Source organism: Rhodoferax sp. TH121 (assembly GCF_002251855.1).
GTDB lineage: Bacteria > Pseudomonadota > Gammaproteobacteria > Burkholderiales > Burkholderiaceae_C > Allorhodoferax.
Genome location: NZ_NOXW01000019.1, coordinates 194,617 through 219,042, shown reverse-complemented (window position 1 = coordinate 219,042; position 24,426 = coordinate 194,617). Strand labels below are relative to the sequence as shown.

26 protein-coding genes and 2 tRNA genes are annotated in these 24,426 nt (G+C 61.8%); 15 read left to right on the top strand and 13 right to left on the bottom strand.

Annotated elements, in window-relative coordinates; genetic code table 11:
* Position 1: 1 nt before the first annotated feature.
* Together CHU94_RS05260 and CHU94_RS05255 are read right to left on the bottom strand one after the other, a co-directional pair.
* Entirely contained in the window at positions 2-1,165 is a 1,164-nt protein-coding gene (locus CHU94_RS05260; protein ID WP_094477493.1) for an acyl-CoA dehydrogenase family protein, read from the bottom strand.
* 35 nt (positions 1,166-1,200) lie between these two features.
* Positions 1,201-2,811 carry an acyl-CoA carboxylase subunit beta gene (locus CHU94_RS05255; protein ID WP_094477491.1) on the bottom strand — a complete coding sequence of 537 codons (1,611 nt, stop codon included), beginning with the start codon at positions 2,809-2,811 and terminating at the stop codon, positions 1,201-1,203.
* Between the two features lie 152 nt (positions 2,812-2,963).
* On the opposite strand from CHU94_RS05255, the gene CHU94_RS05250 reads away from it, so the two are divergent.
* On the top strand, positions 2,964-3,260 hold the full coding sequence (locus CHU94_RS05250) for an SCP2 sterol-binding domain-containing protein (RefSeq protein WP_094477489.1): 297 nt from the start codon (positions 2,964-2,966) through the stop codon (positions 3,258-3,260).
* A gap of 4 nt (positions 3,261-3,264) precedes the next feature.
* Complete coding sequence (locus CHU94_RS05245; RefSeq protein ID WP_094477487.1) at positions 3,265-3,723, top strand: MerR family DNA-binding transcriptional regulator; 459 nt, start codon at positions 3,265-3,267, stop codon at positions 3,721-3,723.
* 80 nt (positions 3,724-3,803) lie between these two features.
* On the opposite strand, the gene CHU94_RS05240 is transcribed toward CHU94_RS05245, so the two are convergent.
* On the bottom strand, positions 3,804-5,873 hold the full coding sequence (locus CHU94_RS05240) for an AsmA family protein (protein WP_176451932.1): 2,070 nt from the start codon (positions 5,871-5,873) through the stop codon (positions 3,804-3,806).
* Positions 5,874-6,107: 234 nt separating this feature from the next.
* Between CHU94_RS05240 and CHU94_RS05235 the strand changes: the two genes are divergently transcribed.
* Complete coding sequence (locus tag CHU94_RS05235) at positions 6,108-6,422, top strand: hypothetical protein (protein ID WP_094477483.1); 315 nt, start codon at positions 6,108-6,110, stop codon at positions 6,420-6,422.
* A 34-nt stretch (positions 6,423-6,456) separates the two neighbouring features.
* Here CHU94_RS05235 and CHU94_RS05230 read toward each other — a convergent pair whose 3' ends face one another.
* From CHU94_RS05230 to hrcA, 3 genes are all read right to left on the bottom strand, one after another.
* A complete protein-coding gene (locus CHU94_RS05230; protein WP_094477481.1) occupies positions 6,457-6,843 on the bottom strand; it encodes a translational machinery protein in 387 nt (128 codons plus the stop codon).
* A 136-nt stretch (positions 6,844-6,979) separates the two neighbouring features.
* Positions 6,980-7,056 (bottom strand) — tRNA-Ile (locus CHU94_RS05225).
* A gap of 34 nt (positions 7,057-7,090) precedes the next feature.
* A complete protein-coding gene (gene hrcA, locus CHU94_RS05220; protein ID WP_094477479.1) occupies positions 7,091-8,095 on the bottom strand; it encodes a heat-inducible transcriptional repressor HrcA in 1,005 nt (334 codons plus the stop codon).
* 39 nt (positions 8,096-8,134) lie between these two features.
* On the opposite strand from hrcA, the gene CHU94_RS05215 reads away from it, so the two are divergent.
* The 3 genes from CHU94_RS05215 to rapZ are packed head-to-tail and all read left to right on the top strand — an operon-like array spanning position 8,135 to position 11,564.
* Positions 8,135-9,031, top strand: a complete 897-nt coding sequence (locus tag CHU94_RS05215; protein WP_094477477.1) for an NAD kinase — start codon at positions 8,135-8,137, stop codon at positions 9,029-9,031.
* A gap of 20 nt (positions 9,032-9,051) precedes the next feature.
* On the top strand, positions 9,052-10,701 hold the full coding sequence (gene recN / locus CHU94_RS05210; protein WP_094477475.1) for a DNA repair protein RecN: 1,650 nt from the start codon (positions 9,052-9,054) through the stop codon (positions 10,699-10,701).
* The gene (gene rapZ / locus CHU94_RS05205; RefSeq protein ID WP_094477473.1) at positions 10,701-11,564 is read left to right on the top strand and encodes an RNase adapter RapZ; all 864 of its coding nucleotides are present in this window, start codon (positions 10,701-10,703) and stop codon (positions 11,562-11,564) included. The genes recN and rapZ overlap by 1 nt, the downstream gene beginning before the upstream one ends.
* On the opposite strand, the gene mutY is transcribed toward rapZ, so the two are convergent.
* From mutY to mutM, 3 genes are read right to left on the bottom strand one after another with little or no spacing between them, the layout of a single operon-like run.
* Positions 11,556-12,599: an A/G-specific adenine glycosylase gene (gene mutY / locus CHU94_RS05200; protein ID WP_176451931.1), complete on the bottom strand. Its 1,044-nt coding sequence runs from the start codon at positions 12,597-12,599 to the stop codon at positions 11,556-11,558. The genes rapZ and mutY overlap by 9 nt on opposite strands.
* A 2-nt stretch (positions 12,600-12,601) precedes the next feature.
* Complete coding sequence (locus CHU94_RS05195; protein ID WP_094477469.1) at positions 12,602-14,581, bottom strand: dynamin family protein; 1,980 nt, start codon at positions 14,579-14,581, stop codon at positions 12,602-12,604.
* A 50-nt stretch (positions 14,582-14,631) separates the two neighbouring features.
* The gene (gene mutM, locus CHU94_RS05190) at positions 14,632-15,447 is read right to left on the bottom strand and encodes a bifunctional DNA-formamidopyrimidine glycosylase/DNA-(apurinic or apyrimidinic site) lyase (RefSeq protein ID WP_094477467.1); all 816 of its coding nucleotides are present in this window, start codon (positions 15,445-15,447) and stop codon (positions 14,632-14,634) included.
* A gap of 39 nt (positions 15,448-15,486) precedes the next feature.
* Here mutM and CHU94_RS05185 point away from each other — a divergent pair, with 39 nt between their 5' ends.
* From CHU94_RS05185 to CHU94_RS05150, 8 genes are all read left to right on the top strand, one after another.
* Positions 15,487-17,223, top strand: a complete 1,737-nt coding sequence (locus tag CHU94_RS05185) for a tetratricopeptide repeat protein (protein ID WP_255033854.1) — start codon at positions 15,487-15,489, stop codon at positions 17,221-17,223.
* Entirely contained in the window at positions 17,223-17,726 is a 504-nt protein-coding gene (locus tag CHU94_RS05180) for a lipoprotein insertase outer membrane protein LolB (RefSeq protein ID WP_094477463.1), read from the top strand. The genes CHU94_RS05185 and CHU94_RS05180 overlap by 1 nt, the downstream gene beginning before the upstream one ends.
* A 32-nt stretch (positions 17,727-17,758) precedes the next feature.
* Positions 17,759-18,631, top strand: a complete 873-nt coding sequence (gene ispE / locus CHU94_RS05175; protein WP_094477461.1) for a 4-(cytidine 5'-diphospho)-2-C-methyl-D-erythritol kinase — start codon at positions 17,759-17,761, stop codon at positions 18,629-18,631.
* Positions 18,632-18,667: 36 nt separating this feature from the next.
* A tRNA-Gln gene (locus CHU94_RS05170) sits at positions 18,668-18,744 on the top strand.
* Between the two features lie 77 nt (positions 18,745-18,821).
* A complete protein-coding gene (locus CHU94_RS05165; protein WP_094477459.1) occupies positions 18,822-19,793 on the top strand; it encodes a ribose-phosphate pyrophosphokinase in 972 nt (323 codons plus the stop codon).
* 104 nt (positions 19,794-19,897) lie between these two features.
* Positions 19,898-20,527, top strand: coding sequence for a 50S ribosomal protein L25/general stress protein Ctc (locus CHU94_RS05160; RefSeq protein WP_094477457.1), 630 nt, complete (start codon positions 19,898-19,900; stop codon positions 20,525-20,527).
* A 92-nt stretch (positions 20,528-20,619) separates the two neighbouring features.
* Positions 20,620-21,264, top strand: a complete 645-nt coding sequence (pth, locus tag CHU94_RS05155) for an aminoacyl-tRNA hydrolase (RefSeq protein WP_094477455.1) — start codon at positions 20,620-20,622, stop codon at positions 21,262-21,264.
* Positions 21,254-21,649 (top strand): hypothetical protein, encoded by a 396-nt coding sequence (locus tag CHU94_RS05150; RefSeq protein ID WP_141211388.1) that lies wholly within the window; start codon positions 21,254-21,256, stop codon positions 21,647-21,649. The genes pth and CHU94_RS05150 overlap by 11 nt, the downstream gene beginning before the upstream one ends.
* 41 nt (positions 21,650-21,690) lie before the next feature.
* Here CHU94_RS05150 and CHU94_RS05145 read toward each other — a convergent pair whose 3' ends face one another.
* The 4 genes from CHU94_RS05145 to rsmD are packed head-to-tail and all read right to left on the bottom strand — an operon-like array spanning position 21,691 to position 23,607.
* Entirely contained in the window at positions 21,691-21,972 is a 282-nt protein-coding gene (locus CHU94_RS05145; protein ID WP_094477451.1) for a YfhL family 4Fe-4S dicluster ferredoxin, read from the bottom strand.
* A gap of 41 nt (positions 21,973-22,013) precedes the next feature.
* Complete coding sequence (locus CHU94_RS05140) at positions 22,014-22,457, bottom strand: universal stress protein (RefSeq protein WP_094477449.1); 444 nt, start codon at positions 22,455-22,457, stop codon at positions 22,014-22,016.
* A gap of 18 nt (positions 22,458-22,475) precedes the next feature.
* Entirely contained in the window at positions 22,476-22,964 is a 489-nt protein-coding gene (gene coaD, locus CHU94_RS05135) for a pantetheine-phosphate adenylyltransferase (RefSeq protein WP_094477447.1), read from the bottom strand.
* Between the two features lie 25 nt (positions 22,965-22,989).
* Positions 22,990-23,607: a 16S rRNA (guanine(966)-N(2))-methyltransferase RsmD gene (gene rsmD / locus CHU94_RS05130; protein WP_094477445.1), complete on the bottom strand. Its 618-nt coding sequence runs from the start codon at positions 23,605-23,607 to the stop codon at positions 22,990-22,992.
* 101 nt (positions 23,608-23,708) lie between these two features.
* On the opposite strand from rsmD, the gene CHU94_RS05125 reads away from it, so the two are divergent.
* Entirely contained in the window at positions 23,709-24,407 is a 699-nt protein-coding gene (locus CHU94_RS05125; protein ID WP_176451930.1) for a GGDEF domain-containing protein, read from the top strand.
* The last annotated feature ends 19 nt before the right edge of the window (positions 24,408-24,426 follow it).

Sequence of the window (24,426 nt, the reverse complement as noted above, 5' to 3'; positions counted from 1 at the left end):
GTTAGACTCCGTCTTTGGCCTTGCCCGGCAGCGTGCCTTCGAGCTTGCAGATGATGCCCAGCATGATCTCGTCGGCACCGCCTCCGATCGAGATCAGGCGGCTGTCACGGTAGGCCTGGGAGATCGGGTTGTCCGCCGTGAAGCCCATACCGCCCCAGTACTGCAGGCAGCTGTCGGCCACCTCGCGGCTGAGGCGACCGGCTTTGAGCTTGGCCATGGAGGCCAATTTGGTCACATCCTTGCCACTCACGTATTGCTCCACCGCCCGGTAGGTCAGCGCTCGCAGCGCCTCCACCTCGGTGCGCAACTCAGCCAAGCGGAAGTGCACCACCTGGTTGTGGATGATGGGCTGGCCAAAGGTCTTGCGCTGGCGGGTATAGGCAATGGTCTGGTCTATCAGGTTGTCCAGCGAGCGCAGCGCACCTGCAGCGCCATACAGGCGCTCTTCCTGGAACTGCAGCATCTGCAGCATGAAGCCCATGCCCTCCTGGCCAATCAAGTTGCGTTGGGGCACGCGCACGTTGTCAAAGAACAGCTGGGCCGTGTCACTGCTGTGCATGCCGATCTTTTCGATCTTCTGGCGCGTGATGCCGGGCGCATCCATGGGTACGATGATGAGCGACTTGTTTTTGTGCACCGCGCCTTCGCTGGTGTTGGCCAGCAGGCAGCACCAGTCGGCCTGCATCCCGTTGGTGATCCACATCTTGGAGCCGTTGATGACGTAATCGCCACCGTCCTTGCGCGCCGTGGTCTTCAAGGCAGCCACGTCGGAGCCGCCACCGGCCTCACTCACGCCGATGCAACCCACCATGTCGCCTGAAATGGCGGGGGCCAAATACGTGGCTCGCAACTCGTCGGTGCCAAAACGTGCCAACGCTGGGGTGCACATATCGGTTTGCACGCCAATGGCCATGGGCACACCGCCCACATTGCAGTCCCCCAGCGCCTCGGCCGCCACCATGGAATAGCTGAAGTCCAGCCCCATGCCGCCAAATTCGGTGGGGTACTTGATGCCCAAAAGCCCCAGGCCACCCATCTTCTTGAAGAGCTGGCGCGCGGGGAAGATGCCGGCCTTCTCCCACTCAGCGGTAAAGGGGTTGATCTCGTTGGCGACGAACTTGCGTACGGTGTCGGAGATCTGGGTGTGCTCGGGGGTGAATTTCATGGAGTGTCCTCGGGTCGTTGTTGTAAAGCTTGCAATCAGAGACGAGCTACGCCAAAGGTATTGGCGTTGAGCTTGCGTTGCTCGGCTTCTGCGGCCAATGCCAGGCACAGGCCCAGCAGGCGGCGCGTGTCGCGCGGGTCGATGATTCCGTCGTCCCACAGCCGCGCGGTACCAAACAGGGCCGCACTTTCCTTGTCCAAACGCAGGCGCAAGCCGTCAGACATGGCCTTGAGCGCCTCATCATTGGCTTCCATGCCCATGCGTTCAATCTTGGCGCGGTTGACGATGTCCATCACCTTGGCCGCCTGCGCGCCGCCCATGACTGCCGTGCGCGCGCTGGGCCAGCTGAATATGAAGCGCGGATCGAAGCCGCGCCCGCACATGCCGTAGTTGCCTGCGCCGTACGAGCCGCCCAGCACCACGGTGAACTTGGGTACGCGCGCGTTGGCCACCGCCTGGATCATCTTGCTGCCATGTTTGATGGCGCCGCCTCGCTCGGCAGCCGAACCCACCATGTACCCGGTGGTGTTCTGCAGAAAAATGAGCGGCGTGCCGCTCTGGTCACACAGCTGGATGAATTGCGCCGCCTTGGTAGAGCCCGTAGGCTGGATAGGACCGTTGTTACCCAGAATGCCGACCAAGCGCCCCTCGATGCGGGCGTGGCCACACATCATCTCGGGTGCATAGCTGGCCTTGAACTCCAAGAAGTCCGAGCCGTCCACCAGCCGAGCAATCACCTCGCGCACGTCGTAAGGCTCACGCTCGTCGGCTGGCACGATGCCCATGAGCTCCTGCTCGTCAAACAGCGGCGCAGCAAATGGTGCGGCAGACGGTGTGGTGTCCCAATTCAGCTTGTCCATCAGCTCCCGCGTCATGGCGATGGCGTGCGCGTCGTCTTCTGTCAGATATTCGCCCAGGCCTGTCACTTGGGCGTGGGTTTCGGCTCCGCCCAGTTCATCATCCGTGCAGTCCTCGCCAATGGCGGCTTTCACCAGTGGCGGCCCCGCCAGGTAGATGCTGCTGCGCCCGCGCACCAGAACCACATAGTCCGACAGGCCCGGCAGGTACGCACCGCCTGCCGTGCTGGAGCCATGCACGACCGAAATTTGTGGAATGCCCGCAGCCGACATGCGCGCCTGGTTGGCAAAGCTGCGCCCACCCTCCACGAAGATCTCGGCCTGGTACATCAGGTTGGCGCCGCCGCTCTCCACCAGGTAGATGACGGGCAACTTGTTCTCCAGCGCAATTTCTTGGGCACGTAGCGCCTTCTTCAGACCCATGGGTGCCACCGTGCCGCCTTTGACGGCGCTGTCGTTCACCGAGATCAGGCAGCGCTTGCCAGCGACAACACCGATACCGATGATGGAGCCACCGCCCAGCACGGCCTTCTTGCCATCGTCGTCGTGCATGTTCAGGCCGGCCAGGCGGCTCAACTCCAGAAACGGCGTCCCGCGGTCCAGCAAGCGGGCCACACGTTCGCGCGGTAGCAGCTGCTTGCGTTTTTCAAACTTTTCGCGCTTGGATTCGGACTCGGCAATCACCAGCCCCTCCAGGCGCTGCACCTCGGCCAGCAGTTCGGCCATGCGCTGGGCATTGGCCGCGAAGCCGGCAGAGCGGGGATTGATCTTGGAGCGGAGAGCGGGCATGGCAACAGGTCCTTCAAACGTCTTGGCGCATTAAAGGCGATGGTGACGTTAACGTCAACCTATTGCCGTATAGGTGTTTTTACTATGCTATACGTTATGCTGTGGGGATACGATCCAGCCCGACCCTCTCTCCAACTCACAAGGAAACCACCATGTCTCTCGCATCTGCAACCGAAGCCATCCGCGCCAAAGTGGGCGCCGACAGTGGCCTCAACGCCACCCTGAAGTTCGACATGGGCGCCGACGGCGTCATCGTCATCGACGGCAAAAGCACCCCCAACAGCGTGAGCAATGACAACACCGATGCCGACTGCACCGTGGGCATCACGCTGGACAACCTGCAAGCCATGCTGGACGGTGACCTGGAGCCCGCCACCGGCTTCATGGCTGGCAAGCTCAAGGTCAGTGGCGATATGGGCGTCGCCATGCGCCTGCAACGTGTCATTTAAGCCCGTGGCCACCGACACCACGGTGGCAGATGCGCAGGCCTTCGTCGCCTCCCACCGCGACGAGGGTGCGACCGAGCTGTTCGGCATCACCGAGCTGTGCCGCGAATTCGGCATCACGCTGCGTGCACTGCGTTTTTACGAAGACAAGGGTCTGCTCAGCCCACGCCGCATCAACGGCGCCCGCGTCTACACCCGGCGCGACCGTGCACGCCTGGCACTCATCCTGCGCGCCAAGGCGATTGGCTCCCCGCTGTCCGAGATCAAGCGTTACCTCGACCTGTATGGCGACCAGGGCGAAGGCCGCGTGCAACAGCTCCAGTACGTGATCGAACGCACCGACGCAGAGATAGCCGATCTGGAACGCAAACGTGCCCAGATCGACGCCACGCTGGCAGAGCTACGCGTCATCAACGCCAGCTGCCGCGGCCATCTGGCAGAACGCGAACGTTCTGGCAAAAAATAAGCCAAATAGGCCCCTAGCCTTTATAGATACTGCGCGAGAAGCTCCTGAAATAGGAGCAATCGCACACCTCGCGGGGCGGCTTATTTGCCCAGCAAGCCCTTGAACAGGTCTTTGGCCTTGTCTTTCACGGCCTCTTCGGCCTTGGCCTTAATCTCCTGCTTCTTCTCTTCCACCTTGGCCTTGGTGGCGTCTTCCAGCATGGCGCCGAATTCGATCTTGTAGCTCAAGGCGTCGAAAGGGCCGCTCACGCGCACCGGTACGGTCAGGCCCTTGAGCTGGCTGGCGTCTTTGCCGCCCTGCCCTTCGCCACTGGCCACCACCGTGGCACGGGCCAGGTAATTCATCTGGCCGGCGCCCACATCCACATCGCCCGCACCGCCCAGGCGGATGAAGGGGGACTTCATGGCCAAGTCGTCATTCCGGGCCACGCCATTGGCAATTTTGAAGGAGCCGGTCAGCTCCGAGAAATCGGTTTTCTGGCTGGCATTGGCCGCCTGGGTGCTGTCGGCCTGACCCAGCTTGGCCTTCACGTCGCGCAGACTTTGCGCGAGATTGATGCCTTTGATGGCACCGTCTTTGAGTGCCAGCGATGCCGACCCGCCCAGCGCCCTCTTCATGGCCGTCACCGTGCTGCCTTGGGTGTTGATATCCAGCGTCACATTGCCTTTGCCCTCCAGCAGATCCTTGGCCACCAGGTCTTTCATCAGCGGGTTGATGCTGATGCCCACCAGTGCCTGCTTGATGGCCACCGCGTTGCCATTGGCGTTGACCGACAGGCTGCCACTGGTGCTGCCCTCGTACAGGTGCAGCGACAAGGGCGCCACATCCAGCTTGCCGCCCGCCAGCTCCAGCTTGGCGTTGATCTTTTCCAGCTTCAGGTTGGATACCTGCAGCGCGCCGATGCGAATGGCACCGTTCACCGTGTGGCCCTTGAGCGCGCTCAGATCCACGGGCGCTTCCTTGGCCGCTGCAGCCTCTTTGGCTGGCGCTGTGGTGGCGGGCTTGGGTGGCAAGTACTTGTCCACGTTGAGCTTGTCTACATCCAGATCAAATGCCAACACCAGCGGCGCAAACTTGGCCACCTTCACGCTGGTGGCGATCTTGGATTCATCAAATTGGGTGGCCAACTCCAGCGCAGCGGTCTGCTGCAGCGCATCCACCTTCAGGCTACCGTTGATCGGCAGGCTCACGCTCTTCATGGGCATGCTGGGGTGGGCCACCTCCAGATTGCCAGCCAGCTTGGCCAGTGCCACGCTTTGGCCCGCCACGTTCACCGCCACAGGGGAACTCAGCTGCCCCTTCACGGCCGCGTCGCCCGCCTTGGCGTCCAACTTCAGCGCCAGGTTGGCCACCTTCAGCGCGTCGGCATTGCCTTCCACGCCATTCAACACCAGGTTCACCGTCGCGTTGCGGGCCACACCCTGCAGCGTGGCCGACAGAGTAAGGGCCTCGCCCGCCGACTTGTCGGGCGACAGGCTCAGCTTGGGCGCGTCGAGCGCCAGCGTGAATACATCGGTACCACTCTGGCCCTTGGCCGACAGGCTCAGCTTCTCCACGACGGCGGTCTTCTTGCCCGTGTCGGCCAACACGGCCCCGGTGGACAGGCTCAAGTTCGACAAGGTGGCGGTAGTTCCCGCCTTCTCGTCGCGCCAGGTGAGATGGGCGTTGGCAATGTGGATGCTGGACACATCAATCAGCAGCGGGTCGGCTGGCTTGGCGGCTTCCGCTGGTTTGCTGGCTTCAGGCGCAGAGGGTTCGCCCAGCAAGTCGGCAATGTTCAACGTGCCGTCTTTCTTCTTCACCAGTGTGAGCTTGAGCCCTTCGATGTCCAGTGCGCGCACCTGCACCTGCTTGCGCAGCAGCGGCATCAGCGCCACCGAGATGCGGGCGGACTGCAGGGCTGCAAATTCGTCTTTGCTGGCGCGTTCGGACAAGGTTGCGCCATCGAGCTGAATGCCCACATTGGGCCAGACGGACAGCTTGGGCTGGCCCGCAATCACTAGCGTGCGCTGCTTTTGCTCCAGCATCGCGCGGCTGATCTCGGCCTTGATGGTGTCACCGTCAAACAGGGCGTAGAGCACCCCCACAGCCAGGGCCAACAGGCCCACAATGGCAACCACAGCCATACCAACAACGCGAAGCGCCTTCATGAAAAGTCCTTGTGCAGAGAGAGCGAGCCCGATGCGAACCATTCTATTTCTGCAGTGCGCGCGGCGCTGCAGCGGCGTGTGCGGTATTGCGCAGTAACGCTTTGTAATTGCTGGCACAACGCTTTGCCAAACCCGCTGTTTGTCAGACAGCCTTCACATGCGCAAGGCACACTGCCCCCATGGGATACCACAACACACCCGAATGCAAAGTCGGCACACACAAGGACTGACGGCATGCGCATCAAAAACAGTTTCTGGAACTTTTTGCTCCCCGAGCCACTGGAGAGCCCCGAGGAGGCCATGGAGAAAATCCGCAACGCCATGCTCAGCGTGGTGCGCAGCTATTGCAGTGCCGCGGACTTTCACCTGGAGTTCAAAATCAGCTACGCCCGGGACATCGGCGAACTTTGGTACCTGCGCCCCGAGCTCATGCAGGCCCTGTGTGAGCACCAGGATGAAACCCGCGCCCATGCCCTCATGGTTGGGGTAACCACTTTGTTTGTGGGGCACCACCCGGCGGCGGTGCATTCCACGTTCAAACAGCGCTAAGCCAGTCCGGCTGCGCCGCTATGGCAACGCAGGCTCAGGCCAGCATCTGGTCCTTGGCCACAAAGTATTTGCGGGCGTAGGCCACCAGTTGCGCGTCGCTGGGGTGGTCAATGCTCTCCACACCCACCACCTTGTTACCCACCTGTGGGTCGTGGCGGTGCAGGTGCTTGATGAGCTGCAACTTGGCCTGTGCAGGGCCCACCACCAGAATTTCCTCCGCGCCCGCCAGCGCTTGGGCGATGGCATGGTAGTAGTGCTTGTCTTCGGCAGCCTTGCCCGAGCCCACCGCGCCGCCCTTGGCGTGCAAATGCGAATGCGGGCGCTTGGGGCGAATGATGGAGGCCTCCACATCGTCCGGCGCAATGTGCATAACATGGGCCTCCGAATGATCCAACCAGACAACTGCGTGGTAATGCGACATGGTGTGTTCCCTTTCAAAAGTAGTACACCTGCAGGGTAGGCCTATCCAAGACCCAACACCTTGCGCGAGGTCAACATCACACGGGGCGAACAAAAAAGCCTGCCGTTCCGGGAAACAACAGGCTTGATGCATGAAATGGTAGGGCGTGAGGGACTTGAACCCGCGACCAAAGGATTATGAGTCCTCTGCTCTAACCAACTGAGCTAACGCCCCAACCGAACCAGCAATTGTACCGGGCCAGCGCAGGCTATTTATGGTGGCTCAGCGCATTGCTCACCAGCTTGGAGGTGATGTCCACGATCTGGATCATGCGGTCATACGCCATGCGTGTGGGGCCGATCACGCCCAGCGTGCCGACCACCTTGCCATCCACCTCGTAAGGGCTGCTGACAATGGAGAGGTCTTCAAACGGCACCACCTGGCTCTCGCCCCCGATGAAAATGCGCACGCCTTCGGCCTGGCCGGTCACGTCCAGCAGGCGCATGAGCTGGGCTTTTTGCTCGAACAAATCAAACGCGCGGCGCAGGTGGCCCATATCGCTGGAAAAGTCGGACACCGAGAGCAGGTTGCGCTCGCCAGAGATCACCACCTCGTCCTGCGACTCGCTGATGGCCTCGGAGCTGGCGTGCACGGCGGCCTGCATCAGGGTGGCAATTTCGCTGCGAAGGCTATCCACCTCGTTCTGCAGGCGCTTGCGGACCTCTTCGATCTCGAGCCCGGCGTAGTGCGTATTGAGGAAATTGGCGCCCTCCACCAGCTGGCTCTGGGCGTAGTCCACTTCGGTGTAGATGACGCGGTTTTGCACGTCGCCGTCGGGTGACACGATGATGACCAGCAAGCGTTTTTCGGACAGGCGCAAAAATTCGATGTGCCGAAACGCCGATGTGCGGCGCGGCGCGATGACGACACCGACAAACTGCGACAGGTTGGAGAGCAGGTTGGCCGCATTGGAGATGACGCGTTGCGGCTGGTCGGGTGCAAGGCTATGGGCGGGCATGGTGCCCTGCTGCACGGTAAGCATGGTGTCCACAAACAGGCGGTAGCCGCGTGCGGTGGGGATGCGCCCGGCCGAGGTGTGGGGGCTGACGATGAGGCCCAAATCCTCCAGGTCCGACATGACGTTGCGGATGGTGGCAGGGGACAGTTCCAGGCCCGAGGCCTTGGACAAGGTGCGGCTGCCGACGGGCTGTCCATCGGCGATATAGCGCTCCACCAGCGCCTTCATCAACAACTTGGAACGATCATCGAGCATGCGGCCATTTTAGTAACCTATTTAGTGTCTAATTTGCGCATGTTGTCCCAATTTAGGCATGTCGCTCTGATCGGCAAGTACCAATCCACCGGCACCAGCGCTGCGGGGGCGTCGTCCCGTAAATCGCTGGACGAGATTGCCCACTATCTGATGGACCAGGGCTGCGAGGTGGTGATCGAAGCCGACACCGCCACCAACACGGGCTTAAGCAACTACACCACGCTGGATGTGGACGGCATTGGCACCCATTGCGACCTGGCCCTGGTGGTGGGGGGTGATGGCACCATGCTGGGCATTGGCCGCCAGCTGGCGCGCTACCAGGTGCCGCTGATCGGCATCAACTCCGGGCGGCTGGGCTTTATTACCGACATCCGCTTCGAGCAATACAAAGCCACGCTGGCCCCCATGCTGGCCGGCCACTACGAGGTGGACGACCGCTCGCTGATGCATGCCCGCGTGATGCGCGATGGCCACTGCGTGTTTGAGGCCGAGGCCATGAACGACGTGGTGGTGAACCGCGGCGCGACCTCGGGCATGGTGGAGCTGCGGGTGGAAGTGGACGGGCACTTTGTGGCCAACCAGCGGGCGGACGGGCTGATCATTGCCTCGCCCACGGGTTCCACCGCCTACGCCATGTCGGCCGGTGGGCCGTTGCTGCACCCCTCGATTGCCGCTTGGGTGATGGTGCCAATTGCCCCCCATACCCTATCAAATCGACCGATAGCCATTGCAGATACTGCGCAGATAGCTATCGAAATCGTAGCGGGGCGCGATGCGAGCGCCAACTTTGACATGCAGAGTCTGGCCAGCCTGATGCACGGCGACCGCATTGAGGTAACCCGCTCGCAGCACAAGGTACGCTTTTTGCACCCCGTGGGCTGGACCTACTTTGACACCCTGCGCCAAAAGATGCATTGGAATGAAGGGGTGGCCTAAGCGCCACCAAAAGTGAACACATGGCACTCAAGCGAATTGTTCTCAGAGACTTTGTGATCGTCAGCGAGCTGGAGCTGGATTTGGAGTCCGGCTTTTCGGTGCTGACCGGTGAAACCGGCGCGGGCAAATCCATCCTGATTGATGCGCTGCAACTGGTGACCGGCGCACGCGCCGACACCGGCGTGATCCGCGAAGGCGCGGCCCGCACTGATGTGAGCGCCGAGTTCGACAACGCGCCGGACCTGCAAGCCGTGCTGGACGAAGCGGGCTTTGAAGCCGGCGACACCCTGCTGCTGCGACGGACCGTGGACACGCAGGGTAAAAGCCGCGCTTGGGTGAATGGCAGCCCCGCCACCGCGCAACAGCTGCGCACCATTGGCGAGCAGCTGCTGGACATTCACGGCCAGCACGCCTGGCAAAGCCTGACCCGGCCTGAGGCCGTGCGCGGCCTGCTGGATGCCTACGCCAAGGTAGACACCAGCGCCCTGAGCAGCCTGTGGGCCACCTGGCGCCAAACCCAACAAGCACTCGCCCAAGCCCAGGCTGCACAAGACAGCCTGCAGCGCGAGCGTGAGCGCCTAGCCTGGCAGATTGGCGAGGTGGACAAGCTCAATCCCGGCACCGACGAGTGGCCCGAGCTCAACGCCAGCCACAGCCGCCTGGCCAACGGGCAGGCGCTGATTGACGCGGCCCAAGGCGCGGTCAATCTGCTGGAAGACGACGACACCAACGCCCTCGCCCCACTGCACGCCGCGCTGCAACTGCTGCAAGCCCAGTCACACCTGGAAGCCGAGTTCAAAGACGCCGTTGAGGCCCTCAACTCCAGCGTCGCGCAAATTGAAGACACGGTGCACAGCCTGCGCAGTTACGCGCGCCGCGCCGAGCTGGACCCCGAACGCCTGGCCGAGCTGGACGAACGCATGTCGCTCTGGGTGAGTCTGTCGCGCCGCTACAAACGCCCGCCCGAAGAACTGGCCGAGTTGTGGGCGAGCTGGAAGACCGAGCTGGCCCAGCTGGACGCCGCTGCCGACCTGGACGGCCTGCAGGCCAAAGAGCGCAAGGCCCAGGCCGCCTTCATGGCCGAGGCCAAAACCATTTCCAAGCAACGCGCCAAGGCTGCGCCCCTGCTGGCCCAAAGCATCACGCAAGCCATGCAAGGGCTGGGCATGCAGGGCGGCCGGTTTGAGGTGGCGCTGGAGCCCCTGGCCCAGCCCCAGGCCAGTGGTTTGGAAGACGTGCAGTTTCTGGCCGCAGGCCACGCCGGCAGCACGCCGCGCCCGGTGGGCAAGGTCGCCTCAGGTGGCGAGCTGTCGCGCATGGCGCTGGCCATCGCGGTCACTACCAGCCGCTTGGGCACGGCCCAGACTTTGATCTTTGACGAGGTGGATTCCGGTGTGGGCGGCGCGGTGGCCGAGACCGTGGGCCGCCTTATGCAACAGCTGGGTAGCGACCGCCAGGTGCTGGCCGTGACCCACCTGCCCCAGGTAGCCGCGTGCGCGCACCACCATTTGGTCGTATCCAAGCAGCTGCAAGGCAGCGCCACCCTGAGCACCGTGGCCTCCGTGGGCGGCGAGCAGCGCGTGGCCGAAATTGCCCGCATGTTGGGCGGTGAAAAGCTCTCGGGCACCACGCTGGCCCACGCCAAAGAGATGTTGCAAGCGGGGGCGTGATGGAGATTGTGCTCATCACCGGCATGTCCGGCTCCGGTAAATCAGTGGCGCTGAATGCGCTGGAAGACGCCGGCTTCTACTGTGTGGACAACCTGCCACCGGAGCTGCTGCTGGATTTTGTGGAGCTAGAGAAGAAACACAACGCGCCGCGCGTAGCAATCGCCATGGATGTGCGCAGCGCCACCTCCCTGCCCCTGGTGCCCCAACAACTGGCCGCCGTGCGGGCGCTGGGTGTGGAGGTCAAATCCTTGTTTCTGGATGCCACCACCGACACACTGGTGCGCCGCTATTCCGAAACCCGCCGCAAACACCCTCTGTCCCGCGTGGACGCCACGGTGGACGAACGCCGTGCGCTGGTGGATGCCATCGAACTGGAGCGCGAACTGTTAGCCGACCTGCGCGAGCAGGCGCACGTGATCGACTCCAGCATCATCCGCCCCTCGCAGCTGCAGGGCTACGTCAAAACGCTGATTGCCGCGCCAGGCGGGCAGCTCACACTAGTATTCCAGTCCTTTGCCTTCAAACGCGGTGTGCCCACCGATGCGGACTATATGTTCGACGTGCGCATGCTGCCCAACCCGCACTACGACCCCGAGCTGAAACACCTGACCGGGCGGGACCAGCCGGTGATCGACTTTCTGAAAGCGGAAGAAGATGTGGAACGCATGCAGCACCATATCGCGCACTTTCTGGAAAGCTGGCTTGATGCCTTGGCCCGCGACCACCGCAGCTACGTGACGGTGGCGATTGGTTGCACGGGGGGGCAGCACCGCTCGGTGTACCTGGTGGAGCAGCTGGCCCAGCGCTTCAAAGACAGCTGGGTCACGCTCAAGCGCCACCGCGAGATGGACGCTCTAGGCTGAGGCCTCCAGCAGCTTGCGCACAGGTGCAGGCAGGCCCGCAGCCGCCCACTCGGCGGGTAAAAACCAAGCCCCCGCTCCTAAATTCATAGCTTCTCGCGCAGTATTTATGCGGGCCGCGTGCATAAAAAGTTCTTTATGCGTGAGCACATGGGTAAACACCGGCAGCATCTGCACACGATCGGCATATTCGGCGGGCAGTGCGGCACGCAGCGCGTCCTCGCTGTCAAACAGGGGGAAACACTGCAGCCCCGCCCACACGCCCGGCGTTGGGCGCTTGGCCAGCCACACTGCGCCATCCGGCCGCTGCACCCACAGCAGCCACAGGCTTTGGCTGCTGCGTTTGAGTTTGCGGGTACGCACGGGGTAGCGCTCGGGGTGACCCGCTTTGGCCGCAGCGCAGTGGCTGTGTACGGGGCAGAGCAGACAGCTGGGCTTTTTGGGGCTGCACACGGTGGCCCCCAAATCCATCATGCCTTGGGTGTAGCGCGGCATGTCGGTTGCCGCGCTCTCGGACACAGGCAGCAGACCGGTGGCGGCGTCCCACAGCTTCTTCTCATTGGTGGACGACGCCAGGTCAGCTTCGAAGCCCAGCACGCGGGTCACTACGCGTTTCACATTGGCATCCAGAATTGCCACGCGCTCGCCAAAACACAGGGAGGCAATGGCCGCCGCAGTGGACCGGCCGATGCCTGGCAAGGTGGCCAGGGTCGCGGCATCGCGCGGGAACTGTCCACCGTGCAACTCCACCACCAGCTGCGCACACCGGTGCAGATTGCGGGCGCGGCTGTAATAGCCCAGTCCGCTCCACAAGCCCATTACCTCATCGCTGCTGGCAGCGGCCAGATCAGCCACAGTAGGGCAACGCTCCAGGAATTTGGCAAAGTAGCCCATGACCGTGACCACCTGCGTTTGCTGCAGCATGATCTCGGAGAGCCAGACCCGGTAGGGGTCTTGGGTGTTTTGCCACGGCAGGGTGTTGCGCCCGTGCTGGCGCTGCCAGGCCACCACCTGGGTGGCAAAGTTGCTCGCGGTCACACTCAGGCAATAACCACGTCCACAGCCGAGGCCGCTGCGGCCACCGCCATGAGCTTGGCGGCGTCTTGGGCTGCGATCAGGTAGTCGGTCAACTCGGCCAGTTTGCTGTCCAGTTGGTTCAAGGCAGACTCTTGTTGCTCAATCTCGCCGATGCGATCGTCCAGACCACCCGCCGCTTGCGAGATACGGTCAATCGCTTCGATACGGCGCGCAAAGTTGCGGCGGCGTTCGCGCAATTGGGCGTCCAGTTGGGCTGCTGCCGATTTGCTCCACAGCTCCACCTCACCCAGCGCGTTTTCATGCACCGAGCGCAGGCGGGTCGAGAGCGCACGCACCAGCCGGTCCGAAAACTCGGGCTGCGCCAGCTTGAAGGCATTGCCCACGCCCAGGTACTGCAGGTGGTTGCGTTCGATGGTGTCGAGTTCGGCCATGAAATGGGCCATGGCGGGTTCGGCCGGCGCTTGGAGCGAGAAGCCGTATTCACCATTGAGCAGTTTGAAGCTGGCCACCAGCATGCTCTGAATCTCGCCACACAAGCCCTGCACCCTTTGAAGATTGCCGCGCAGGCGATCAAAAGTCTCGCCATACGCGCGCTTCACACCCAGCTTCAGCCCTTTTTGCATGAGCGAGTCGTTGAGCTGCGCCATCTCTTTCTTGAGAGCGCTGGAGCCCAGAATGCCGAACACTTCGCGCAGTAACTTGAGGTGTACCGAGCGAACCGCGTGGATCTTGGCACCGCCCTGGTCAAACTCAGCCTGTTCTTGCGAGATGCGGTTGCGCATGTGCTTGATGACCGTGGCGTTCTTGCCCTGCAAGCCCTTGAGCTCCATGGTTTGCTCGGTCAGGTCGCGCTTGCGGATGTTGATGACGCGGCCTGTCTCGGTACGCAGATCGGTAATGCCATGGGCCATGGCAGACCCCAGAATTTTCTGGCGCTTGCCCATCATGCCGCGGCCCAACACATCTTCCAGCAAAGGCAGGCAACTGCGCTTGAGCAGCTCGTCGTCTTCGGTGACTTTGGCCACCAGACCTTTTTGGGCAGATACGGCTATCACCTTTTCTTTGGGCAGGCCCAGGATTTCGGCGGTACTGGCCCTCTGGCGGTCGATCTGGGTCTGGATTTGTGCGGGTGTGCTGAGTGCATCCCACAGCGTGTCGATCTTGTTGAGCACCACCAGGCGCGCATCGGGATCGGTGGACTCAGTAATCAGGTGTTCGCGCCAGATGGCCAAGTCGGATTTGGTCACACCAGTATCCGCCCCCAGCATGAAGACCACTGCGTGCGCCTGGGGAATCAGGCTCACGGTGAGCTCGGGCTCGGCACCAATGGCATTGAGCCCCGGTGTATCCAGAATCACCAAGCCCTGCTTGAGCAGCGGGTGCGCAATATTGATCAGCGCGTGGCGCCACTTGGGCACCTCGACCATCCCCTGCGCGTCGACCATGGGGTTGTCTTCCGGCGCCTGGCTGTGCCAAAAACCCAGCGCGCGCGCCTCGTCCTGGGTGACCTTGCGGGTCTCGGCCACTTTTTCCAGGGCTTTGGCCAGTTGTTGGGGGTTGTTCACGTCGAGGTCAATGCGGGTCCACTTCTCGGGCGCCATGCGCCACTCCATCAGGGCCTGGGGCTGGAGGCGGGTTTCGATGGGCAGCAAACGCAAGCAAGGCGGCACGTCGGCGTCATAGCCCATTTCGGTAGGGCACATGGTGGTGCGGCCGGCACTGGCCGGCATGATGCGTCGTCCATACCCTGCAAAAAACAGAGCGTTGATCATCTCGGACTTGCCACGCGAGAACTCGGCCACAAAGGCGACCATCACCTTGTCGGAACGTACCTGGGCTTCGAGTCGGCGCAGACGCTCTTCCACACCGGCATCCAGCAGGTCGTGGTCTTTCATCCATTCACCCAACAACTTCAGGCGCAGGGCAAACTCACGGCGCCATGTGCCATGCTGGTCAAACTGGTCGTTAAATGAAGTAGCCAAGAATCCCCCGTGGAATCATTCAATATAGCACCGTCGCCCCCGAGCTGCGCTCAGGGTTTTTGACAAGCGGGGCAGAAGAAGGTGGAGCGCTGCCCCTGCCGAATGCCCCGAATCGCCCCGCCACAGACCCGGCACGGCGCGCCTTCACGACCATACACCATCGCCTCCAGCTGAAAGTAACCGCTTTCGCCTTTGGCATTGGAGAAGTCGCGCAAGGTGCTGCCCCCTTTGTGCACCGCACGGGCCAGCACATTGCGGATGGCGGTGTGCAGCTTGGCCAAGCGGGGTTTGCTGACCTTGCTGGACGCCGTCGTAGGGCGAATTCCCGCCAGAAACAGGGCCTCGGACGCGTAAATATTGCCCACACCCACCACAACCTCACCAGCTAGCAGTACCTGCTTGATGGGCGCCTTGCGCTGCGCCATGGCCGACTGGAAATCGGCCAGCACAAAATCCTCGCCCAGGGGCTCGACACCCAGGTGGCCCAGCAGCTTTTGGGCCACGGGGTCAGACTCCGCGGACGCAAACACCACTGCGCCAAAACGACGTGGGTCATTGAGGCGCAGGGTGCCACGGGTGGTCACCAGGTCAAAGTGATCGTGCACGCCGTGCGGAGGCATACGACCGCCAAAGGCCACACTGCCGGACATGCCCAGATGCACCAACAGCAAGCCGGCACTCAGATCGAGCAGAAGGTACTTGCCGCGGCGGCGCACCTGCAGCACACGCTGACCCACTAGCTGGTCCGGGTCGCACCCCAAAGGCCAGCGCAGGGGTTTGCCCATGTGCACCGCCCGCACCTCTGCACCGGCAATGCGGTCGGCAAAACTCAGGCGGGTCACTTCGACTTCGGGTAATTCAGGCATGGGGCCTTCGGGCTATTCGGGTTGGATTATTATGGTCTGATGAACCGATCCAAGCGCCTTGTTTCCCTCAGTATTCTGGTCGCCAGTTTGGGGCTGAGTCCCATGGCCTGGGCTGCAGACGCGGAACCGGTCCAAAACTCCGAACTCAATCGCGAACTCTTTTACCAATTGTTACTTGGCGAGTTGAGTGCCAACAACGGTGATGCTGGCAATGCCTACGCCCTGATGCTGGACGCGGCACGCAAAACCAATTCGGAAAAGCTGTTTGAACGTGCTGTTGAACTGGCATTGCGTGCACGCAGTGCAGACGCGGCGCTGGACGCCGCGCGTGCCTGGCAGCGCGCGATACCAACGTCTAAAGAAGCCAACCGCTATGTGTTGCAAATCCTGATTGGCGTGAACCGGGTCAGCGACACACTGGAGCCACTCAAACGCGAGCTGGCCGGCAGCACGGGCAAAGAGCGGATTGCGGCCATCAGCCTGCTGCCGCGTTACTTTGCCCGTGTGACGGATAAAACTCTGGCCGCACAGCAGGTGGAGCAAGCCTTGGTCACCGACCTAGGCAACAAAACCACGGGCCCTGCGGCTTGGGCCGCCGTAGGCATGTTGCGCCTGAGCGCCTCCAACCCCACCGGTGCCATGGACGCCGCCCAACGCGGCGGCGCGCTGGACAGCCAGTCGGACGAAATCGCCATCCTGGCATTGAACCTGATGGAAGCCAAAGTGGCAGAAGCCGAGCCGCTGCTGCGCAAATACCTGAGCGGAACGCCCATGCCAGAGCTACGTATGGCCTATGGACGCAAACTGATAGACAACGCCCGGTACGCCGAAGCCTTGGCGCAAATGCAGACGCTGACCCTGCAGGCACCCACGTTTGCCGACGGCTGGTTGGTGAAAGGTTCGCTGGAGGAGCAGGACAAGAAGTTGGCGGATGCAGAAGCCTCCCTCAAACAGTACATGCAGCTCAGTGCGCCGCAGGAGTCGGCATCTGACGGCACGGCAACCGGGCGTGGCATGGTGCAAGCCCTGCTGCTGTTGGCCCAAATCGCCGAGCAGACCCAGCGCCCCGACGAAGCCAACGCCTACCTGGCCCGCATCAACAGCCCGCAAGACGCACTGCGTGTACAAACCCGGCGCGCGACATTGCTGGCCCGCCAGGGCAAGCTGGACGAAGCCCGTGCGTTGATCCGCGCGACGCCCGAGACCCAGCCCGACGACGCCCGCGCCAAACTGAACAGCGAGGTCCAGCTGCTGCGCGAATTCAAACAATTTGCGCAAGCCTATGCACTGCTGCAAACCGGCGTGCAGCGTTTTCCCAAAGACGTCGGCATGGCGTACGACTTGGCCATGCTCGCTGAAAAACTGAACAAGCTGCCCGAGATGGAACAGCTGTTGCGCCGGGTGATTGCCGAGCAACCGGACTACCACCACGCCTACAACGCCTTGGGCTACTCGCTGGCCGATCGCAACCTGCGGCTGCCTGAGGCGCGCCAACTCATCACCAAGGCGCTGGAGTTCGCGCCCAATGACCCATTCATCATTGACAGCCTAGCCTGGGTCGAATTCCGCAGCGGCAACCTCGCAGAAGCCAAGCGCCTACTGGAGCAGGCCTACGCCAACCGCCAGGACGCCGAAATAGCAGCACACCTCGGTGAAGTGCTGTGGACCATGGGGCTGCGCGACCAAGCCACCGCCCTCTGGCGCAAGGCTCTGGATGAAAACAAGGACAACGACACCCTGCAGGAAACCGTGCGCCGCCTGCGTGGCGCGTTGTGATGCCGCGCCGGGGCTTGGCAGCCATACGCCTGTGGGCATTGCTTACTATAATTTTGATAGCTGGCTGCGCAACAACCACGAGGAACGCAGGCCAATTTGACCCTCACAATCATTGGCATGGGCGTATTGCCATCAAGGTTCTGAGCACGCCACCGCAGGTCTTCACTGCAGACTTCGAACTCGATGGCCAGGGTGAAGCAGGAACCCTCGCCCTGTTCTCCCCCTTGGGAACCACCGTAGCCCAGATGCAATGGGCACCCGGCCTGGCCCAGCTGCGCAACGGGGGCGAGCTACGCAACTTTGATTCCCTCTCGGCCCTGGCCCAGCAAGCCACCGGTACCGAGCTGCCGGTGGCTGCCTTGTTCGACTGGCTACATGGCATGGCTACTGCCGCACCGGGCTGGGAGGCTGACCTCAGCCAACTGCCCGAGGGGCGATTGCTGGCGCGCCGCGCGGCGGACAACGCGCCGGCGGTAGAGCTCAGAATCATTCTGGAGCGCTGAGTGGGCGGCATGCTGCACCGATAATTCGGGCCATGCAGTCGCTCTACGACATTCCAGCTCCCGCCAAACTCAACCTGTTTCTGCACATCGTCGGACGGCGTGCCGATGGTTACCACCTGCTGCAGTCAGTCTTCATGCTGATTGACTGGTGCGACACCCTGCACTTTGCGCTGCGCAACGATGGCCAAATCAGCCGCGAGGACCTGAGCATCTCCCTGCCAGCCGATGACCTTATCGTGCGGGCAGCGCGCGCACTGCAGCGCGCGACCGGCTGCACACAGGGGGCGCACATCGGTGTCTTGAAATCCATTCCGGCGCAGGCAGGCATGGGCGGCGGCTCGTCGGATGCAGCCTCCACCTTGCTGGCGCTGAATCGCTTGTGGAATCTCAAGCTTTCGGTGCAACAACTCTCTGAGATCGGCTTGGCGCTGGGTGCCGACGTGCCTTTCTTCCTGAGTGGTGGCCACGCTTGGGTCGAAGGCATCGGTGAAAAAATCAGCCCACTCACGCTGCCGAAACTCCCTTGGGTAGTGGTCAAACCCGACGCCGGTTTAGACACAAAAATGATTTTTTCTGATCCAGAGTTGAAACGCGACTCAGAGCCTGCTACAATCACAGGCTTCGCTGCAGACGCCTTCGGAAAAACGCAAAACAATTTGAGTTTTGGCCGAAACGACTTGCAAGCCGTTGCCCAGAAGCTGTGCCCCGGTGTGAATCAAGCCTTGAGATGGCTTGGTGACAAGGGTTTAAGTGGGAGGATGACGGGCTCTGGAAGTGCGGTGTTTGCGCAAAAGCTGCACGACATTGATGTGGGCGACGCACCTGAAACGCTTCAGGTAAGGTTGTGCAGCAGTCTGGATGTTCATCCCCTGTCGGGTTGGGCAGACAGCGACGGCAAAATTTAGGTTTAGCGGTGGGCAGCGTTCGCTGTCAACCTGTGTAGGGGAGTCGCCAAGTTGGTTAAGGCACTGGATTTTGATTCCAGCATGCGAAGGTTCGAATCCTTCTTCCCCTGCCAAATTGCTGTTCGGGACACATCCCGCTTCGGCATGCGCATAGTGACGACATAAACCCAATCTCTTCGCTGGATCCCACATGCAGGCCTTCACTCCCCCTGATTTCATGGTTTTCACTGGCAATGCCAATCCTGGCATGGCCGCCGACATAGCCAAGCACCTGGGCATTTCCCTGGGTTCCGCCACCGTAGGCCGCTTTTCGGATGGTGAAGTCACGGTAGAGATCAACCAGAATGTGCGTGCACGTGATGTGTTTGTGGTGCAGAGCACTTGTGCGCCTACCAACGAAAACCTGATGGAGCTGCTGATCATGGTGGATGCGCTCAAGCGTGCATCGGCCGAACGCATCAGCGCCGTGATCCCCTACTTTGGCTATGCGCGCCAAGATCGCCGTCCCCGTTCCAGCCGTGTGCCTATTACCGCCAAGGTGGTGGCCAACATGCTGCAAACAGTGGGTGTGGCCCGCGTCCTGACCATGGACTTGCACGCCGACCAGATCCAGGGTTTTTTTGACATTCCGGTGGATAACATTTACGCATCCCCCGTGCTGCTGGGCGACCTGCGCCAGAAGAACTACGAAGACCTGATCGTGGTTTCGCCCGACGTCGGTGGTGTGGTGCGTGCCCGTGCGCTGGCCAAGCAACTGAACTGCGATCTGGCCATCATCGACAAGCGTCGTCCCAAAGCCAACGTGTCGGAAGTGATGCACGTGATCGGCGAGATCGAGGGCCGCAACTGCGTGATCATGGACGACATGATCGACACCGCCGGCACACTGGTGAAAGCCGCCGAAGTGCTAAAAGCCCGTGGCGCCAAGAAGGTGTACGCGTATTGCACCCACCCCATCTTCTCTGGCCCCGCCATCGAACGTATATCCAGCGGCGATGCGCTGGACGAAATTGTGGTGACCAACACCATCCCATTGAGCGCTGCCGCCGCGCAGTGCACCAAGATTCGCCAACTCTCTGTGGCGCCGCTGATTGGAGACACCATCCAGCGCATCGCCCGCGGAGAGTCGGTCATGAGTTTGTTCTCGGATCAGGACGCTTAAGTCGGATCGGGACAAAAAGCCGACGCCACTGACCCACAGGGTTGGCTGGTGTCTTTTAAAACCGGAGTCACACTGGTCGCGGTGGACTCTTACTGGAGTGAGTTATGAAATTTGTCGCTTTTGAGCGCGCTAAGCAGGGCACGGGTGCGAGCCGCCGTCTCCGCGTTACTGGTCGTACCCCCGGCATCGTTTACGGTGGTTCTTCCGAACCCGCACTGATTGAGCTGGACCACAATGCTTTGTGGCACGCCCTGAAGAAGGAAGCCTTCCACGCCTCCATCTTGGACATGGAACTGAACGGCAAGGAAAGCAAGGTTCTGCTGCGCAATGTGCAAATGCACCCCTTCAAGCAATTGGTGCTGCACATCGACTTCCAGCGTGTGGAAGCCAACACCCGCCTGAGCATGAAAGTGCCTTTGCACTTCAGCGGCGAAGAGAACTCTCCCGCCGCCAAGGTGGATGCTTGCTTGATCAACCACGTGGTGACGGAGCTGGAAGTGGCATGCCTGCCTGCAGACCTGCCTGAGTTCATCAATGTGGACCTGTCCGGCTTGGTCAAGGGCAAGTCCCTGCACGTGGCTGACCTGTCTCTGCCCAAAGGCGTTACTGCAGTCACCCACGGCAAGGCTAACCCCGTGATCGTGGCCGTGGTCGCTCCGGTGGAAGAAGTGATCGCTCCTGTGGCTGCTGCACCTGCTGCGGATGCCAAGGGCAAGGGCAAGGGCAAGAAGTAATTCTTCCCAGCGCTCGCGCACTGCACAAGGGCCCACTTCGGTGGGCCCTTGTCATTTTGGGCAGCAACTTTTTGTACGCGATAATTTTCCCAATGATCAAACTGTTTGTAGGCTTGGGCAACCCCGGCCCCGAGTACGACGCCACCCGCCACAATGCAGGCTTCTGGTGGGTCGATGCGCTGGCGCGCGAACTCAAGGTGAATTTGGCCATGGACCGCGGTTACCACGGCCTCATGGCCCGCACGACGGTGCAAGGCAATACGGTGTGGTTGCTGGAGCCCCAGACCTTCATGAACATCTCGGGCAAGTCCGTTGGCGCACTGGCGCGTTTCTTCAAAATCCAGCCCAGCGAAATATTGGTGGCGCACGACGAACTGGATGTGGTGCCCGGCGAAGTCAAGCTCAAATTTGGCGGTAGCCACGCAGGCCACAACGGTCTGCGCGACATCCATGCGCAGCTGGGTACAGGGGACTACTGGCGCCTGCGCCTGGGCGTGGGTCATCCCGGTGTGAAATCGGAAGTGGTGAACTGGGTGCTGAAAAAGCCATCGCTGGACCACCGTATCGCCATCGACCAATGTATTGACCGCTCCCTCAAGGCTCTGCCCCATTTGCTGGCTGGCGAGATGGACAAAGCCACCATGCTGATCCACACCAGCAAGCCACCGCGCCCCAAGCCGCCTCGCCCACCTGTCGATAGCCCGGCTCCCGTACCGTCCCCCCCTCTTGTGGAGTAACACCATGCCACCCCTTGCGAAGTTCGCTCTATTTTTGATAGCTGCTTGCGCAGTATCCACGGGGGCTATAGCCCAAAAAGTCTATAAATGTGGCAGCAACTATAGCCAAATCCCCTGCCCGGACGGCGTCACGATTGAAGCAGAAGACGCCCGGACCAAGGCACAAAAATCTGCAGCCACGCAAAACAGCAAAAGCCAGGCGCGGCAAGCAGAATCACTAGAGAAAGAACGGCTGAAGGATGAGGCCCAAGCCCGGGCGACTGACCAAGCATGGGCCAAGGCCCAGCATAAGAAAGAGCCATCCGACAGCAAGCCCAAGAGCAAGAAGAACAGCAAAGAGCCTGAGTACTTCACCGCCAAACCACCGCCGCCCGTAAAACAATAAGGCCGCACATGCGGCCTGGGCTGGGTAAGTGCGTGTGGCGCTCAGGCCGCCGGAGGAGCAGAAGTCACGGACCCACCCTGGGCCTGTAAACGGCGGTATTTCTGCAGAAGCGTCTCGCGGTCTTCCACAAACGCCGGGTTCACCGGAATGCAGGACACGGGGCAGACCTGCACACACTGCGGCTCATCGAAATGGCCCACGCACTCCGTGCATTTGTGAGGGTCAATCTCATAAATCTGCTCGCCCATGTAAATCGCCTCGTTCGGGCACTCGGGCTCACACACATCACAGTTGATGCATTCGTCGGTAATTAACAGTGCCACGGCAGTTCACGCTCCATGGCCAAATTATCGCCGCAGGGGGTTCAAACCCCTTCTGCATCCACGGGTTTGACGATCACCACCGGCACCGTGCTGGCGTGCAGCACCTCGTTGGACACCGAGCCCAGCATGGCGCTGCGCAAGGCGCTGGCGCCACGTGCGCCCATGATCACCATGTCGCAAGCAAAGCGTTCCGAAATGTCGATCAGCGTATGCGCCGGATCCCCCTTGGCCACCTCGCACTCGTAGTCCACCCCCGCGGCATCGAGCATGTCGCGTGCGGGCTGCAATGCGTGCAGGCCCGCTTCGGCACTCACGTGGTCAATCACATCGGGATCATGGGCCACCAGCATCTCGTAGAGGCTGGCGGGCTCCTGCACATTGGCCAGCACCGCAGACAGGTGCATGCCCTCCCGGCGCATGCGCAGCGCCAGGCGAACGGCCTCCATCGACAACTCCGAACCATCCACTGGCAACAGAACTTTCATGGCGACCTCCTTACGGCGTCAGTTGGCTAACTTCTCCATCAAGCGGGCATGGACCACGGGGGCCACGAACGGGGCAACGTCTCCCTTGAGCGTGGCGATCTCCCGTACCAGCGTACTCGAGATGAACTGATAACGCGAGTCCGGCGTAAGAATGACGGTTTCGACCTCGGGCGCCAGCGCCTTGTTCATGCCCGCGAGCTGGGCCTCATAGTCAAAGTCGGTCACGGAGCGCACGCCGCGCACCATGGCCTTGGCGCCATGGCTTACCGCAAAGTCACGCACCAAGCCGGTAAAGCTTTCCACCTGCACGTTGTCCAACGGCGCAAACACATCGCGCACCATGGCCAGACGCTCTTCCAGCGTGAACATGGTTTTCTTGTGGTGGGCCATCGCTACCGCCACGATGACGGTGCCAAACAGCCGCGCCGAGCGGCGGATCAGGTCCTGGTGGCCCAGGGTGATGGGGTCGAAGGTGCCAGGGAACACGGCAATCACAGAATTGGGCATGGGCGCTCCAGACGGATAGGCAGAATTATGCGGCGCTGCGCTTGAGCAGGTGGGCGTGCACCGCGCCGGCTTTGAGGTGCCGGTGCACGCTCAGCCCCACGGCGCTCAGCAATTCGTCGGTGTACGCGGTAGGCGATTCCAGATAGACCCAGCCCTCAGGCGCCAGCGCACGCACACAGGCGCCCAGCGCGGGCTCAAACAAGGGCGCATCAAACGGCGGATCGATGAAGATCACGTCCAGGCTGCCGGGCGCAGCCTGGCGGATGGCGGACACGCCGTCGCCGCGCACCACATGCACCGGGCTGGCCTGCAGCTGCGCCTGGGTCTTTTTGAGCTGCTCCACCAGCGCACCGTCCTGCTCCACCAACTGCACTTCTTGGGCACCGCGGGAGGCCGCTTCAAAGCCCAGCGCGCCGGTGCCGGCAAAGGCGTCCAGGCAGCGCAGGCCACTCAGGTCCTGGCCCAGCCAGTTGAAGACGGTTTCGCGCACACGGTCGGGCGTGGGGCGCAGGCCGGCCTTGTCGGCCACCTTGAGTTTGGTGCGCTTCCACAGCCCGCCAATGATGCGGATCTCGTGGGTCTGGGCGGCGCGGGGCCGGGGGGGGCGTTTGGCGGTATTCGGAGAGGTAGCTTTGGCTTTCATGCGAGCAGCTTACCGCAAGGGCTTCCGCCAAGTGCGCGGTCATGTTTGGTAACAAATTGCCTAGTACTAACCCTAGGTTCACCCCGCACAATGGACGACCCATGACGTCCCTGTTTGCCCTCTTCCGATTCGAGGCTTTGGCTTTGCTGCTGGCAGCACTCAGCCTGGCCGTATCGCCCTACCTGGCTTGGCTTCCTGTGGCTTGGGCACTGGTTCGTTTGGGCCTGCGGCTGCGCATGGCGCTGGACCAACAAACCGTGCTGCAACGCGAGCTAGCCGCCATGGAACGGACGACCCAGCAGCTTAAGAACCAAGCCTTCACCGATGGCCTAACCGGCCTGGCCAACCGCTTGCTGCTGGCTGACCGCTTTCAGCTGACGCTGGAGCGATCCAAACGCAAGCGCGTGGAATTTGCATTGCTGATGGTGGACCTTAATGGCTTCAAGGTGATCAACGACCACTACGGCCACGCTGCAGGCGACATCGTGCTGCGCACCGTGGCCCAGCGCCTGGTGGCAGCTGTACGCGCATCCGACACCGTGGCCCGCATTGGTGGGGACGAATTTGTGCTGCTGATCGAGTCGTTTGACGACCCCGACGAACTGGTCCACATTGGCCGCAAACTGATTGCCACCATTGCGGAAGACATTACCCTGCCCAACGGTAGCAACGTGACCGTGGGCGCAAGCGTGGGCTTTGGCCTGTTCCCGCGCCACGGTGCGGACCTGGAGGGCCTGCTGCAAACCGCCGACGAAGGCATGTACGACTGCAAGGCCTCGGGCCTGATGGCGCTGCGCTAAGCGCCTGTTGAACGCTGCG